12 protein-coding genes are annotated in these 14,478 nt (G+C 58.8%); 9 read left to right on the plus strand and 3 right to left on the minus strand.

Annotated elements, in window-relative coordinates:
- Positions 1–94: 94 nt before the first annotated feature.
- On the minus strand, positions 95–1,000 hold the full coding sequence (locus ACYZT9_RS06590) for a LysR family transcriptional regulator (RefSeq protein ID WP_462009074.1): 906 nt from the start codon (positions 998–1,000) through the stop codon (positions 95–97).
- A 113-nt stretch (positions 1,001–1,113) separates the two neighbouring features.
- Between ACYZT9_RS06590 and ACYZT9_RS06595 the strand changes: the two genes are divergently transcribed.
- The 3 genes from ACYZT9_RS06595 to ACYZT9_RS06605 all read left to right on the plus strand — a co-directional run bounded on the left by ACYZT9_RS06595 (position 1,114) and on the right by ACYZT9_RS06605 (position 4,686).
- The gene (locus ACYZT9_RS06595) at positions 1,114–1,992 is read left to right on the plus strand and encodes an MBL fold metallo-hydrolase (protein ID WP_462009075.1); all 879 of its coding nucleotides are present in this window, start codon (positions 1,114–1,116) and stop codon (positions 1,990–1,992) included.
- 358 nt (positions 1,993–2,350) lie between these two features.
- The gene (locus ACYZT9_RS06600) at positions 2,351–3,628 is read left to right on the plus strand and encodes an alpha-xenorhabdolysin family binary toxin subunit A (RefSeq protein WP_462009076.1); all 1,278 of its coding nucleotides are present in this window, start codon (positions 2,351–2,353) and stop codon (positions 3,626–3,628) included.
- 35 nt (positions 3,629–3,663) lie between these two features.
- The gene (locus tag ACYZT9_RS06605; RefSeq protein WP_462009077.1) at positions 3,664–4,686 is read left to right on the plus strand and encodes an alpha-xenorhabdolysin family binary toxin subunit B; all 1,023 of its coding nucleotides are present in this window, start codon (positions 3,664–3,666) and stop codon (positions 4,684–4,686) included.
- 5 nt (positions 4,687–4,691) lie between these two features.
- Here the strand turns inward: ACYZT9_RS06605 and ACYZT9_RS06610 are convergent, their stop codons facing one another.
- Entirely contained in the window at positions 4,692–5,576 is an 885-nt protein-coding gene (locus tag ACYZT9_RS06610) for a LysR substrate-binding domain-containing protein (RefSeq protein ID WP_462009078.1), read from the minus strand.
- Between the two features lie 159 nt (positions 5,577–5,735).
- On the opposite strand from ACYZT9_RS06610, the gene ACYZT9_RS06615 reads away from it, so the two are divergent.
- The 6 genes from ACYZT9_RS06615 (at position 5,736) to ACYZT9_RS06640 (ending at position 13,160) form a co-directional block, all read left to right on the plus strand.
- Positions 5,736–7,373 carry a 5-guanidino-2-oxopentanoate decarboxylase gene (locus ACYZT9_RS06615; protein WP_462009079.1) on the plus strand — a complete coding sequence of 546 codons (1,638 nt, stop codon included), beginning with the start codon at positions 5,736–5,738 and terminating at the stop codon, positions 7,371–7,373.
- Positions 7,370–8,818, plus strand: coding sequence for an aldehyde dehydrogenase family protein (locus ACYZT9_RS06620; protein ID WP_462009080.1), 1,449 nt, complete (start codon positions 7,370–7,372; stop codon positions 8,816–8,818). The genes ACYZT9_RS06615 and ACYZT9_RS06620 overlap by 4 nt, the downstream gene beginning before the upstream one ends.
- 218 nt (positions 8,819–9,036) lie before the next feature.
- Positions 9,037–10,140: an extracellular solute-binding protein gene (locus ACYZT9_RS06625; protein ID WP_462009081.1), complete on the plus strand. Its 1,104-nt coding sequence runs from the start codon at positions 9,037–9,039 to the stop codon at positions 10,138–10,140.
- A gap of 193 nt (positions 10,141–10,333) precedes the next feature.
- Positions 10,334–11,242, plus strand: a complete 909-nt coding sequence (locus ACYZT9_RS06630) for an ABC transporter permease (protein WP_462009082.1) — start codon at positions 10,334–10,336, stop codon at positions 11,240–11,242.
- Positions 11,239–12,087, plus strand: coding sequence for an ABC transporter permease (locus ACYZT9_RS06635; protein ID WP_462009083.1), 849 nt, complete (start codon positions 11,239–11,241; stop codon positions 12,085–12,087). Before ACYZT9_RS06630 ends, ACYZT9_RS06635 begins: the two co-directional genes overlap by 4 nt.
- 17 nt (positions 12,088–12,104) lie before the next feature.
- On the plus strand, positions 12,105–13,160 hold the full coding sequence (locus ACYZT9_RS06640) for an ABC transporter ATP-binding protein (RefSeq protein WP_462009084.1): 1,056 nt from the start codon (positions 12,105–12,107) through the stop codon (positions 13,158–13,160).
- Positions 13,161–13,291: 131 nt separating this feature from the next.
- Here the strand turns inward: ACYZT9_RS06640 and ACYZT9_RS06645 are convergent, their stop codons facing one another.
- The gene (locus ACYZT9_RS06645) at positions 13,292–14,221 is read right to left on the minus strand and encodes an AraC family transcriptional regulator (protein ID WP_462009085.1); all 930 of its coding nucleotides are present in this window, start codon (positions 14,219–14,221) and stop codon (positions 13,292–13,294) included.
- Between the last annotated feature and the right edge of the window lie 257 nt (positions 14,222–14,478).

The raw sequence follows: 14,478 nt of genomic DNA on the forward strand, positions 1-14,478 counted from the left end.
TCGGGCTTGCTCGCGAAGGCGGTGGGTCAGTCACTATCTGTGTTGGATAATCCACCGCCTTCGCGAGCAAGCCCGCTCCCACATTTTGATCCGGTTACAGGCCAGCATCCCACTCTGGCTCTTCCGGGAATCTCAACACCAGAAAATCCAGCACGCTGCGCAACGCCGTGGGCATGTGCTTGCGGGAGGCATACACCGCGTAGATGTTCATCCGGCGCGGTTCGGCCTGGGGCAGCAGCCGGATCAGTTCACCGTTGTGAATATGCACACCGGCCTGATAGCTGGGCAGCATCGCCACCCCGGCGCCGGCCATCGTCGCGCGCAGCAGCGTGCTGGCTTCATTGGCGCTGATGTTGCCCTGCACCGGCACCGAGACCGGTTCGGCGTCCCGTTCGAAATGCCACAGGCTTTTGCCGAAATAGGAGTGCGTCAGGCAATTGTGTTGGCTCAGGTCTTCGATTTTTGTCGGTGCGGGATGTTGTTGCAGGTAAGCGGGAGCGGCGCAGATCACCGATCGGCAGACCGTCAGCCGTCGGGCGATGAGGTTTGGGTCCAGGTCATTGCTGGTGCGAATGGCCAGATCGATACGCTCATCCACCAGGTTTACCGTGCGGTCCAGCATCTGCAGGTCGATGCTGACGTGGGGGTATCGCCTGACGTAGGCGGCCATCGCGTCCGCTAACTGTGCCTGGCCAAACGAGGTGCTGACGCTGATCCGCAGCAGTCCGCGCGGCGCATCGTCAGGTTCGCTGACGGCGGCCTGCATGTCCGAAGACAAGTCGAGCATCTGCCGACAGCGCGGCAGAGTTTCACTGCCGGCGGCGGTCAGACTCAACTTTCGCGTGGTGCGGTGCATCAGGCGGGCGCCGACCCAGTCTTCCAGGTCCGCCAGATACCGCGAAACCACCGGCCGCGACAGGTCCAGGTGATCGGCGGCGGCCGACTGGCTTCCGAGATCGACCACCGTAACGAACACGCGCATTGCTTGTAGACGATCCATGATTTGCCCGCTTTCAGAAACAAACTATGTTCCAGCATCGCATTTTTTGTACTGAGTCAGGCAACTAAGCTCTGTTCCATCGCCAAACACGTACTCGGACAACGGAGCAACAGATGATCGGTTTCACTTCCCTCAAGCGCATTTTGCTGGCCACGGCCACCCTTGGCTTCGCAGCCCACGCGGCGGCCTCGACGTTGACATTGGATGTGTACAACCCGGGTGACAAAGCGATCTTCCCGGTGACCTCGGTTTTGGTCAGCGGCGAGAAAGACGCGATCCTGGTGGACGCGCAATTCGGCAAATCCCAGGCTGAGCAGGTGGTGGAGAAAATCCGCGCCAGCGGCAAGCAACTGACTACCATTTACATCAGCCACGGTGACCCGGATTACTACTTCGGGCTCGACACCCTGACCGCTGCGTTCCCCAACGCCAAAGTACTCGCCTCGCAGCCCACCGTGGACCACATCAAGAAAACCGTCGACGGCAAACTGGCTTTTTGGGGGCCGAAAATGGGCGCCGATGTGCCGGCCAAAACCATCGTGCCAGGCGTGCTCAAAGGCGACAGCCTGATGCTCGAAGGGCAGAAGTTGCAGGTGGTAGGGCTTGAGGGCAAGCAACCGGATCGCACCTTTGTGTGGATCCCGTCGATCAATGCAGTGGTCGGTGGTGTGGTCGTCGCGGAAAACATTCACGTGTGGATGGCCGACACCCAAACCGCGCAATCCCACGCTGACTGGTTGGCTACCCTGCACGCCATAGAAACCCTGAAACCGAACACCATCGTGCCGGGTCACTACCTCGGTCAGAGCGCGCGTTCCCTGGCGGCTGTTCAGTTCACCGGCGATTACATCAAGGCTTTCGACAAAGAAGCCGCCAAGGCCAAAGATTCCGCTGCATTGATGGCAGCGATGAAAAAGCGCTACCCGACACTGGGCGAGGAAAGCTCACTGGAGTTGAGCGCAAAAGTCGCCAAGGGCGAGATTAAGTGGTAACCCGCATTTAAAACCGCTGCCCATCGACTTCAGCGCTTTACAGTCAGTTATTCATACATAAGTTACATAAAGCACCCACCCTGTACAGCGTGTGTGCTTTTTGTTTTTTAATGGATTGGTCGTAAGTTTTCGTTTCTTGAATTTTCAAGTGGTAAGCAAGCAGTGTGTTTTTTTAAGTTCGATTGCAGCGGAACATCTTTAAAATTTCGAGTAGTTTTTGCCGGCGTTAAAATTCGACAGTCACGTGGTTTTAGTTTCCTACGTCATTGCTTCATTGTTCCGATTGAATGTTGGAATCTGGCCGGTTAGTGTCGATCTGCGTTAATCATTGTTTTCAGGTGCTTGAGTTTTCTGAGGCTTGATTAACTGGATTGTGATTCTTTTCAGCTGGATTTTTATGGAAGTGGATATGAGACAGGATTTAGGAAGTCAATTAAAGCGAGTCGCGCTGGACGCTGTTGATAATCTGGAAGGGGTGGAAACGGTTACTGAAGCAGCCAAGTATGTGCCGGTGCAATACTTTGGCGTGATGGCTGGTAAAAATGCCCCTGATTACAAGGACGGAACTTTTATAGTAAAGAAAAGCAACATTGTTGCCATCAAACGCTATGTCAATTTGAGCCTTCTTCTACCGGTCGACTTGGGCGCGGTGGAGAGATTGCTCGGTTATATACACGCCGATTCGGCGGGGTTGGAGCCTAGGGATATACAAGCGTTGCACCAGGAAATTCATAAACATGCGCTTTCCTGGGGGACGCTGGAGCGCGAAACAAAAGATCTCGGTGGACGACTTGATCTATTTTCCAGAGGCTTTATTAACACCGGGGCATTGGTCGTCGATCACCTGAAGAGCTTCACTGGTTACAGGAATCTGTTCGGTACGATTGACACTCTGACGCCTGAGGAGCAGGCAGCGCTGGCCTCAATTCCGCTCGGCAACTCCGACACAGAGAAGGTGAACAGCCTGATCAGGTACCTCGGGCGCATGAAATCTGATATTGAAAATTTCTATAATCGAGTTAGTAGTGTTAAAGCGCTTGCCACTGAGTTTTCCCGAAAAATAACGGAAGATCTCCTGCCCGCAATCAATATTAAAGTGCGTGATGTTGAAGCGGCCGGGATTGAAAAAGATGCCAAGGATGAACAGTTGAAGCTCGAACTTAAAGAGCTGGATGAGCGAATCGCCGAAAAGCTTGCCGAGTACAGCGGTTTGGTTGGCTACGCCTTTACCGGATTAGTGTTCGGGCCGATTGGTGTTGCTATTACCGGTGGCATTTTTGGATCGCAGGCTGAACGCGTCAGGGCTGAGAAAAATCGCATGCTTGAACGGCGAGGTGCACTGCTGGAGCAAATGCGCAGTGCCAATATATCGAAGCTGATGAATGATTTGGCAGGGCGCTTGATTGATATAAGAACATTGATGGTTGATGCAGAGAAAGGCGCCAGGAACCTGGAAGACGTATGGGCCATTATCTGGCTCAACATAGATGAGTCTGCAGTTCGATTGTCAGAAGTTGATAATGCTCTGGATCTGAATATGCTGGTTCTGGATTTGCAGGCGGTCGTTGAGCCTTGGAGGGTGATTTCGGGACATGCCCGCGCGTTGTCCAAGGTGTTTAATGAAGTCGTTGGTTGAGTCGTCTATTTAATTAATTCAAGGATGAAATGTTCATGACAGTTTTTACGTTTAATAATGCCAATAATTTTGATCTGCCCGACAGGCAGGTCATGAAAGCCAGCCAAAATCACTTCAATCTTGCGGTGGCTGGTAAAACATTCGCCTTCCTGCCCGGGGTCCAGGAAAAAACCCTGTACGTACGCAATCAACTGAATGCGGATGATCAGCAGATTGGCGAAGATATCAGGCGGGTAGTCGCTTCACTTAGCAACGTCGGATTCGCCACCGTTCTGATGCGTATTGAAGAGATTCAACGCACCTCGACTATTTCGCCCAGCGTCTGCGAAGAGAAAATCGACGAGCTGGTGAAGTATTGCTCCCGTCGCGTTGCAAGTGCGCAGGTACCGGTGGATAGCGCGGTACATCACTTGAAGCAAATTGTTCAGAACCTGGACGAAATCAGTTTTTCCGATGTTGGAACAGACCTTGTCCGGATCGAATCAGACCGGCTTGCGCGGCTGCGCCAGAGTGCCGCCAGACTGACAGACGATCACGAAAAACTTCTATTGGAAAAACGCACTATCGACCTGCAAATCTCCCAGTTCAATGCGCCGGGCTGGCTGGATATTTTCAATAAGCAGATCCCCGGCGCCGCTGAAATTGAAGCGGCCATCAAACTCGTGGCCACGAAAAAACCAGACCGTGAGTTTCTGGAGTTGGTGCTCAAACGTCTCAAAGGCAATCTGGAAGGCATTGAAGAAGGGCGCCGCTATGCGAGCCTTGCGGAAGCGAGGGATGGCGTTGGCATTCGGCTCGAAAACGCGCGGTCAGAACTGGCTGATATCGATACACAGATGCGTGATCAGGGCCGCAAACTGGAAAAACTCGAGGCCATTGGGGCGCTGGATCAGATGACTGGGAACTGGCTGCGGGAAGCCGAAAAGGTTCTGGCAGCCTATGTGCAATTTTCGAAGACAAGTCAGCCCCAGTCGATTCGCGATGTGCAATCCATTCAGCTCATGGCCGGATCCCATGAAGCGATGCTCAACTACCTGAGGCAAATCACCTGGCGTTGATTCCTCTATGACGGTGCATGGGCCTGAGTTTGCAGCCAATCCAGCAACTCGGCCAATGGCCCACTCGGGGTTGGCTTCCGGGGATGAACCAGGTAATACGCCAACCCCGTTCGTACCTTCAGCTCAAAGGGCATCACCAATCGGCCAGCGCGCAAGTCCTCGCCGATGAGGGACCAGTCACCGATGGCGACCCCGGTTCCTTGTGATGCCATCGACATCGCGAGGTCCAGGGTCTCGAAATGCTGGCCTTTGCTGACGTTGCTCAATTGAAGATCCGCCGCCTTCAACCAGGCATTCCAGTCGCGTTCATCCCGCGTCGGGTGCAGCAGCAAGTGCTGTTGCAGGTCGGCCGGCGTGTGCAAGGCAATCGGCCCTTCCAGCATCGGCCGTGAACAGACTGGCGTCAGTTGCTCATCGAACAGTAGATAAGAAGTCAGCGCGCTGTCGGGTGGTGCGCCATACATCACCGCCGCATCGAATTGTTCGCGATGGAAATCCACGCCGTGCTTGACTGTGGTGGTCAGCTCCACCGGCACGTCCGGACGCTCCCGTTGCCACTGCAAAAGACGCGGCAACAACCAGCGCATCACGCAGGTCGGCGCCTTGAGTTGCAGGGTTTCGCGCTTCTCGCCGATCTGCTCCACCGCCTCATCGATCAAACCGAAAATCTGCTGCACCCTTGGCAGCCACTCCCGTCCTTGCGCCGTCAGGTCCAGTCCTCGTGCCTGGCGGATGAACAGCTCATAACCCAGATGTTCTTCCAGCCCGGCGATCTGCCGACTCACCGCACCCTGGGTGATGAATAGCTGTTCGGCCGCACGGGTGAAGTTGCAGCACTGCGCGGTGATCAGAAAAGTGTGCAGCGCCGGCAGGGGAGGCAATCGTTTCATTGGGATCCAAGGTATGACATGAGGACATGGCTAGTATGACTTTTTATCCATTGTTGCGGCTACGTGTCGCCCGTTCCAATGAGGCCATCCCTGGACCTGCCCAATCATCATAAACACTGCGCAGGCCCGGCGTCTCAATCGAACAAGAAGGGCAAAGACATGGCGACGTGCGGCGAAGTATTGGTCAAGTTACTCGAAGATTACGGGGTCGAGCAGGTGTTCGGCATTCCGGGGGTTCACACCGTGGAGCTGTATCGCGGTCTGGCCCGTTCGAGCATCAACCACGTCACTCCGCGTCACGAACAGGGCGCCGGTTTCATGGCCGACGGCTACGCTCGCACCAGCGGCAAGCCGGGTGTGTGCTTCATCATCACCGGCCCGGGCATGACCAACATCACCACCGCCATGGGCCAGGCCTACGCCGATTCGATTCCGATGCTGGTGATCTCCAGCGTGCAATCGCGCAGCCAGTTGGGCGGCGGTCGCGGCAAGCTCCACGAACTGCCGAACCAGAGCGCACTGGTCGGCGGAGTGGCGGCGTTTTCCCACACCCTGATGTCGGCGTCCGAGATGCCGGGCGTATTGGCCCGCGCCTTCGCCCTGTTCCAGGCCGGTCGCCCGCGTCCCGTGCACATCGAAATTCCGCTGGACGTGCTGGTCGAAGAGGCCGATGACCTGCTCGGCAGCCTGCCGGTCAACATTGACCGTGCCGGGGCTTCGCCAAGCGCGATCAGTCGCATGACTGAACTGCTCGCCGGGGCCAAGCGCCCACTGATTCTTGCCGGTGGCGGCGCCATCGATGCGGCTGCCGAGCTGACACAACTGGCCGAACTGCTCGACGCGCCGGTGGCCCTGACCATTAACGCCAAAGGCATGCTCGAATCCAGCCATCCGCTGCTGATCGGTTCGACCCAAAGCCTCGTCGCGACCCGCGCCCTGGTGGCGGAGGCCGATGTCGTGTTGGCGATCGGCACCGAACTGGCCGAAACCGACTACGACGTCACCTTTGCCGGTGGTTTCGAGATTCCGGGCGTGCTGCTGCGCGTGGACATCGACCCCGACCAGACCGTGCGCAACTATCCGCCGAAAGTCGCCTTGGTGGCCGACTCGCGCAACGCGGCCCAGGCTTTATTGAGCGCGCTGTCCCACAAGTCGCTGGCCGAGCGCCGCAACGATTGGGGCCAGGTCCGCGCCGCACGTCTGCGCGAAGACCTCTCCGCCACTTGGGACGCTCCGACGCTGGCCCAGACTCGCTTCCTCGAAACCGTTCTGCACGAATTGCCGGACGCCGTGTTCGTCGGTGATTCGACTCAGCCGGTGTACACCGGCAACCTGACTTTCAACCCGGAACGCCCGCGTCGCTGGTTCAACTCGTCCACCGGTTACGGCACCCTTGGTTACGCGTTGCCGGCGGCGATTGGCGCCTGGCTCGGCGGTAGCGTTGCAAGCGGCGCGCGCCCTCCGGTGGTGTGTCTGATTGGCGACGGCGGCCTGCAATTTACTTTGCCGGAACTGGCCAGCGCCGTTGAAGCGCGCACGCCGGTGATCGTCCTGCTGTGGAATAACCAGGGTTACGAAGAGATCAAGAAATACATGGTCAACCGCGCCATCGAACCGGTCGGCGTGGACATCTATACCCCGGACTTCATCGGTGTCGCCAAGGCGCTGGGTTGCGCGGCTGAAGCGGTCGACGGTGTTGATCAGTTGCGCAGTGCACTGCGTGGCGCCACCGATCGACAGGGGCCGACCCTGATCGAGATCGATCAGACTCAGTGGATGAAGGCGGTGTCCAAATGAGTTTTCCAACGACGCTCGATGGTCTGTTCATCGATGGCCAATGGTCGGCCGGCAGCGAACACCTTCGCGTGATCAACCCGGCCACCGAAGCGCTGCTGACCACCGTAAATGGCGGCGACGCTCAGGCTGTCGATCGAGCGGTGATCGCCGCAACCGACGCCTTCAAAAGCTGGTCGCAGACCACTGGCGCCGAGCGTGGCGCGATCCTGCGCAACATTGCCGCAGGCGTCCAGGCCGGTCGTGAGCAGTTGATGCAGTTGCAGTCGAGCAACAACGGCAAGCCACTGTTCGAAGCGGCCATCGACGTCGATGACGTGATCGCCACGTTCGAGTATTACGCCGGTCTGGCCGAAAGCCTCGACGCCAGACAGGACAGCAACGTCGAGCTGCCCAGCGACGACTTCAGCGCCCGCGTGCGCCGCGAGCCGTGCGGGGTGGTCGGGCTGATCGTGCCGTGGAACTTTCCGATGGTCACCACCGCCTGGAAACTCGCACCGGCCCTGGCCGCCGGGTGTTGCGTGGTGCTGAAACCTTCCGAAGTGACGCCACTGCCGGAGCTGGAACTGGCGGCGATCATCGCCGAGGCCGGCTTGCCGAAGGGCGTGTTCAACGTGGTCTGCGGTACCGGTCTGGGGGTGGGTGCGCCGCTCTCGGCGGACCCGCGCATCGCAAAGATTTCCTTTACGGGCAGCAACGCGGTAGGCGTGCAGGTGATGCAGCGCGCCGCCGAAACCGTGAAGGGCGTGAGCCTGGAACTGGGCGGCAAATCCTCGCTGCTGGTGCTGGCCGATGCCGACATCGACCTCGCGGTGGAAGTGGCCTGTGGCGGCGGTTTCTTCAACGCCGGGCAAATGTGTTCGGCCACCAGCCGCGTGCTGGTCGCCGATGAGCTGGCCGACGAATTCCTCCTGCGCCTGAAGGCGCGCGCCGAAGCCATTCGCGTGGCCGACCCGTTCGACCCAAATGTGGAGATGGGCGCGCTGGTCAATCAGGCGCAATACCAGCGCGTGCTTGGCCACATCGATCGCGGTTTGAGTGCCGGCGCCAAGTTGATATGCGGCGGTAATCGTCCTGCAGATCTTCCTCGCGGCTATTTTTTGCAGCCGACGATTTTCACCGAAGTGCCCCTCGACAGTGCGTTGTGGTGTGAAGAGATTTTCGGCCCGGTGATCTGCGTGCGCAGTTTCGACACCGAAGCCGAGGCGATAGCCTTGGCCAATGACAGCCAGTTCGGTCTGGTGGCGAGCGTCGTTACCCGCGACGCCGAGGCGGCCGATCGGGTCGCCAACGCTTTGCAGGCGGGGCTTGTATGGATCAACGCGCCGCAAGTGATCTTCCCGCAGACCGCCTGGGGTGGCTACAAGCAGAGCAGCATCGGCCGCGAGTTGGGGCCGTGGGGCTTGCAGGCTTTCCAGGAAATCAAACACGTGATTCGCGCCGTCTGACGGCACGAAAAAGGTGAGCGCATGCCTCTTGTTGAGGCATGCATTGGCGTCATGGCTTCAATGAATATTTATCGATAGTCAGGTGTTTTGCACGACCTCAGGATGAAGCGGTCGGCTCAGCTCAAGTCCTTTGAAACCGGGGGTTTACAGCTGATCTGACCGCGCGGATGCAACGGTTGCGACCAACCTCATACTTAAAAAAACAAAGGGAGTCCTTCATGGGCGAGCATGATTTAAACAGACGTCAATTCATCAAAACCGTGGGCGTGGCCTCGGTGGCTGCGGCGGCCATGAGCTTGCCCTTCGTGCGGGCCAACGCCAGCGACACCCGTTTTCAGGGCAAGACCCTGCGCTTGCTGACCTGGTCCGACGACACCGGCCTGGCCGCGCTGCGCAATATCGCCGCCACCTTTGAAGACAAATACGGCTGCAAGGTCATTGCTGACCGCACCGGCAGTACCTCGGAAATGGTCGCCAAACTCAAGGCCGCTGGTGATCGTCCGCAGTACGACATCATCACCCTGGCCGGCGTCGGCGCCGAAGGTCTGGCCGCCGCCAACCTGCTGGAAAAACCTGACCTCAACCGCATTCCCAACCTGGTCGATGTCCCGGAGAAATACCGCACCGGCGCCAATGGCCACGGGATCGGTTACCTGCTCTGGTGCAACAGCCTGGTCTACAGCACTCGCACCATCAAAGAGGCGCCTAACAGCTACGCTGCCTTGTGGGACGCGGAGCTGTCGCCAAACATCTTCCTGCCGCCGCCGAACTGGACCGAGGCCATGGACCTGATCATCATCGCCGCCAAACTGGCCGGTGGTGACGAACACAACATCGAACCGGGCTTCAAGAAACTTGCCGAATTGAAGGACCGCGTGGTGACTCTCGGCGAAAACCCGAACCAGATCGCCGAGCTGTTCCGCACCGGTTCCCTGGACATGGGCGGCTTGTACGCGCCGGCCTTCTTTCCGAAACAGATTCGCGATCCGGCCTACGGCCTGGGCGCCACGTTCGGCATGAAGGAAGGTTTCTACACCGACCTGATGCTCTCGGTGATGCCGAAGAATCGTCCGGGCGATACCGACCTGACCTACGCGTTCATCAACCACTCTCTGGATCCGCTGGTGCAGGGCAAGATGGCTGAAGACATCTACAACGGCCCGGTCAACGCCAAGGCGATCATTTCCGCCGAAGCGCGCAAGAGCCCGTACATCCTCACGCCGGATCAGATCGCCGAGAAAGCAATCATGCACGACAACGCCTTCCTGGCCACCGTGCATGACCAATGGATTCGTCGTTACACGGAAATCTTTTCTTCCTGATTGAGTAGCGAACTCAAGCCCATCAAACACTGCAAAACACTGTGGGAGCGGGCTTGCTCGCGATAGCTGACTGACATTCACCATTGATGTCGACTGATACACCGCTATCGCGAGCAAGCTCGCTCCCACAAGGGGTCCATGTGGCTTCGAGTCTTGTGTTCGCCAGCTGCCTTCCATTGACGAGACCCTTTCTATGGAACACCAACCTCTGACTCATCCGGTCGTTACCGCTGCGGCGCGCGCCCGTCGGGGTGTTTCGCCGACGACGCGCGCCTGGTTTTTCCTGTCGCCGTCGATGCTGTTTCTGGGCGTGCTGATCGCCGCCAGCCTGCTGGTGCTGCGCATGAGCGTGGGGACCAAAGGCGCGGAATGGACCGGGTTCAGCCTGGCCAGTTATGCCCAGTTGCTGGAACCGTATTACCTCAAATCCTTGCTGCTGACCTTGCGCCTGGCGCTGATCAGCGCGGTGATCGCCGTCGTGCTAGCGATCCCGGTGGCCTACACCATGTCGCGCCTGACTTCGCCGTTTGTGCGCAGGATCTTCCTCGCCGCGGTTCTGCTGCCGTTGCTGGTCAACCTGCTGCTGCAAAGCTACGGCTGGCTGGTGATTCTCGGCCCGGGCGGCATGCTCAATCAGGCGCTGATGGGCATGGGCCTGATCAAGCGACCGATCATGCTGCTGTACAACCAGAACGGCGTGTTGATGGGGCTGGTGCAAACCGCCTTCCCGTTGGCCGTGTTGCCGATTGCCAGCGCCATGCGCGGCGTCGCCCGTACGTACGAAGAGGCCGCCGCCACCCTTGGCGCCAGTCGCTTGCAGGTATTCCGCCAAATCGTTCTGCCGATGAGTTTGCCGGGGATCATTACCGGCGCGACGTTGGTATTCGCCTACAACGCCAGCAGTTTCGTGGTGCCTTTGCTGCTCGGCGGCCGGCGCGTGCCGATGCTGGCGGTGATGGTGCATGACCAGATCGCCCCGCTGATGAACTGGCCCGCCGCCTCCGCCGCCGGTGTGGTGCTGATTGTCACCACGCTCGCGATCATGACCTTGTCCGAATACATCACTGGCCGTCGTCGGCGCATGCTGGAGGCTTCGCAATGAGCGCTGTGATCAAGAAGCGTCACACACTGTTGCCGGGCGATACCGGCAAATTTGCCGGCATCCTCTCGGGCTTCATTCTGCTGCTGGCGGTGCTGCCGATCCTGACCATGATTGTCATGTCGTTCAGCGGTGCGTCGAACCTCGACTTTCCGCCGAGCAGCTACAGCCTGCAATGGTACAAGGCGGCCTGGCACACGTTCGTGTCGCCGGATTCCAGCGATGTGCTGAGCCTCGGCAAAGCCATGACCACCAGCCTGATGGTGGCGTGCCTGACCATGGTCTTCGCCACGATCATCGCCGTGCCGGCGGCCTACGCGCTGACCCGTTGCGAGTTCCGTGGCAAAGCAGTGGCGCTGCAGCTTATGTCTTTGCCCTTGGTGTTTCCGATGGTGGTGTTGGGCCTGGCGTTGCTGCTGGTGTTCGACAGCCTGCCGTTCCAGATGACCACCTCGCGGCTGGTGATTGCCCACGTGATTCTGGCGCTGCCGTTCGTGGTGAAAAACTGCACCGCGGCGATGCTCTCCATCGGCAGCGAAGTCGAAGAGGCCGCGCAAATGCTCGGCGCCTCACCGTTGCGGGCGATTGTCGATGTGGTGGTGCCGCTGATGAAGTCGGGGATCCTGGCGGGGATGCTGCTGGCGTTCATCGTTTCATTCAACGAGTTCACCGTGACCTATTTCCTCTACACCATCGACGTGATGACCGTGCCGATCTGGATGTACAGCCGCACCGTGTCGTCACTCGACCCCACCGTGTTTTCGTTTGCCGTGCTGATCGTGCTGATCGACTTCGTCCTCATCTGGGCGCTGGAGAAGCTGGTCGGTGAAGGTGGCGTTTCGTTCTGATTCTTGAGGTGCTTCATATGTCTGGTCTGATTCTGGAAAACGTCGAGAAACACTACGGCTCGGCCTGCGCGGTAAAGGATGTAAACCTGCATTTGCCGGAAGGCAAACTGGTGTGTTTTCTCGGCCCGTCGGGTTGCGGCAAAACCACGCTGCTGCGGATGATTGCCGGGCTCGAAACCCTGACCGGCGGCGAGATTCGCCTGGACGGTGAGGACATCGGCCACACGCCGGCGCATCAACGTAATTTCGGCATGGTGTTTCAATCCCTGGCGTTGTTCCCGCACATGACCGTGGGAGAAAACATCGCCTATCCGCTGAAACTGCGCGGGGTCAGCAAGGCTGACCAGCAGGCGCGGGTGGTGGAGTTGCTGCAACTGATTCAGTTGCAGGAAATGATCAACCGCCCGGTGTCGAAACTGTCGGGCGGCCAACGTCAGCGCGTGGCGATTGCCCGGGCGATTGCCAACCACCCGAAAATCCTCCTGCTGGATGAACCACTGTCGGCGCTGGACGCCAAGTTGCGGGAGTCGATGCAGGTGGAAATTCGTCAGCTGCAACAGCGTCTGAACATCACCACCATCATGGTGACCCACGACCAGCGTGAGGCGATGACCATGGCCGATATCGTAGTCGTGTTGGGTGAGCATCGCGTGCAGCAGGTCGGCACGCCGATCGAGATTTATCGTCATCCGGCGAACGAGTTCGTCGCGGACTTCATCGGCTCGGGCAACATCTTTCCAGCCACGGCGCTGGGCAACGGCAAGATTGGTTTGCCGGGTGGCGATGCGCTGGAAGTGCCGATCTGCAGCAGCATCGTGGTCGGCGAGAAGGTGAAAATGCTGATCCGCCCTGAAGACCTGCAACTGTCGCATCCGCAGGCGACGGCGGGGAATCGGCTACTGGGCAAGGTGACGTTCGTGCGTGACATCGGCGCGACGATCGAGACGACGGTGGAGTGTTCCGGGGTTTCGTTCACCGCGTTGAGCACGCCGTCTCAGGGGTTTGGGTTGAGCATTGGCAATCCGGTGTCGGTGACGTTGCCGGCGCAGGCGTGCCGCGTACTCGGCGCCTGACCCTAGAGGCAGGCTGACTGGACTGGCCCCTTCGCGAGCAAGCCCGCTCCCACATTGGATTGGTGTACACCAAACCCCTGTGGGAGCGAGCTTGCTCGCGATGAGGCCGTCACAACCCACACAAATCTCAACTAAACCGTCAACCTTAATCGCGCCAAATCCCGCAACGGCGGCGCCCCGAACAACCGGCTGTACTCCCGGCTGAATTGCGACGGGCTTTCATACCCGACCCGATACCCCGCCGCCGACGCTTCGAGCCCTTCTGCCAGCATCAACCGCCGCGCTTCCTGCAAGCGCAATTGCTTCTGATACTGCAACGGACTCATCGCCGTCATGGCCTTGAACCGGTGATGCAACGTCGACACGCTCAGGTTCACTTCCTTCGCCAGATCGTCAATGCGCAGCGGTTGCTCATAATTGCCGTTGAGCCATTTGATCGCCTGGCTGATGCGGTGGCTCTGGCTGTTGGCGATGGCAATTTCATACAGGCGATGGCCCTGCGGGCTGCGCAACAAGCGATAGAGAATCTCCCTGCGTATCAGCGGCGCGAGCATGGCGATGTCTTTCGGTGTATCCAGTAATCGGGCCAGGCGAAGCACCGCGTCGAGCATCGCGGTGTCGATCCGTTCGACATACAACCCGCGACCGGTAGGGCGGGTCGGTACGCCCAAAGGCCCGGCGTCGGCAATCAGCGCGGTGATTTCCGCCGGATCAATGTCCAGCCGCACCGCAAGGATCGGTTCTTCAGACGTGACATTCACCACCCGACCGCTCAGGGGCATGGAGACCGAGACCACCAGATAATTCAACGGGTCGTAATTGAAGTACTCATCGGCCAGCCGAACCTCTTTGCGCCCCTGCGCCATGATGCACAACGCCGGTTGCGCCAGCACCGGGGCGAAGTCATGGGACTGGCTGTGTTTGCCCATGAACAGTGAGCCGACGGCAGTCGCATAAGTGCCATCCTCCTGCGTATTGCGGCGGATGATGGCGGCCAGTTCCGCGCGCTGTTTCTCCATGTCGGCGTCCAGCGGGGCTTGAAAGTGATCGAGCGACGACATGCAGGGCATCCTCGGCGAAGCAGTGGGAATGAGCTGAGCTTAAATTTGTGCAAGGCATGGCGGTAGACACATCCTGCGAAAAGCTTGCCTGATTCTGCACCGAGTTGAAGGACTCGGTGGTGACGACATTCCGCGCCGGGAAAAACTTGCTCGAACCTCGCGTTTCAGTCGTGTGACAGTATTCACACATTGTTACAGGTACGTCATGCGCCCTCGCAGGATCGTGCAACAAGCCGGCAGGAATCGACTAACGGGAC

The sequence above is a fragment of the Pseudomonas sp. ZT5P21 genome, from assembly GCF_054897785.1.

Excerpts from the sequence above, each read along its gene's own strand:
- ACYZT9_RS06590 (WP_462009074.1), bottom strand. The coding sequence starts at position 1,000 with ATGGATCGTCTACAAGCAATGCGCGTGTTCGTTACGGTGGTCGATCTC.
- ACYZT9_RS06595 (WP_462009075.1), top strand. The coding sequence starts at position 1,114 with ATGATCGGTTTCACTTCCCTCAAGCGCATTTTGCTGGCCACGGCCACC.
- ACYZT9_RS06605 (WP_462009077.1), top strand. The coding sequence starts at position 3,664 with ATGACAGTTTTTACGTTTAATAATGCCAATAATTTTGATCTGCCCGAC.
- ACYZT9_RS06610 (WP_462009078.1), bottom strand. The coding sequence starts at position 5,576 with ATGAAACGATTGCCTCCCCTGCCGGCGCTGCACACTTTTCTGATCACC.
- ACYZT9_RS06615 (WP_462009079.1), top strand. The coding sequence starts at position 5,736 with ATGGCGACGTGCGGCGAAGTATTGGTCAAGTTACTCGAAGATTACGGG.
- ACYZT9_RS06620 (WP_462009080.1), top strand. The coding sequence starts at position 7,370 with ATGAGTTTTCCAACGACGCTCGATGGTCTGTTCATCGATGGCCAATGG.
- ACYZT9_RS06625 (WP_462009081.1), top strand. The coding sequence starts at position 9,037 with ATGGGCGAGCATGATTTAAACAGACGTCAATTCATCAAAACCGTGGGC.
- ACYZT9_RS06630 (WP_462009082.1), top strand. The coding sequence starts at position 10,334 with ATGGAACACCAACCTCTGACTCATCCGGTCGTTACCGCTGCGGCGCGC.
- ACYZT9_RS06635 (WP_462009083.1), top strand. The coding sequence starts at position 11,239 with ATGAGCGCTGTGATCAAGAAGCGTCACACACTGTTGCCGGGCGATACC.
- ACYZT9_RS06640 (WP_462009084.1), top strand. The coding sequence starts at position 12,105 with ATGTCTGGTCTGATTCTGGAAAACGTCGAGAAACACTACGGCTCGGCC.
- ACYZT9_RS06645 (WP_462009085.1), bottom strand. The coding sequence starts at position 14,221 with ATGTCGTCGCTCGATCACTTTCAAGCCCCGCTGGACGCCGACATGGAG.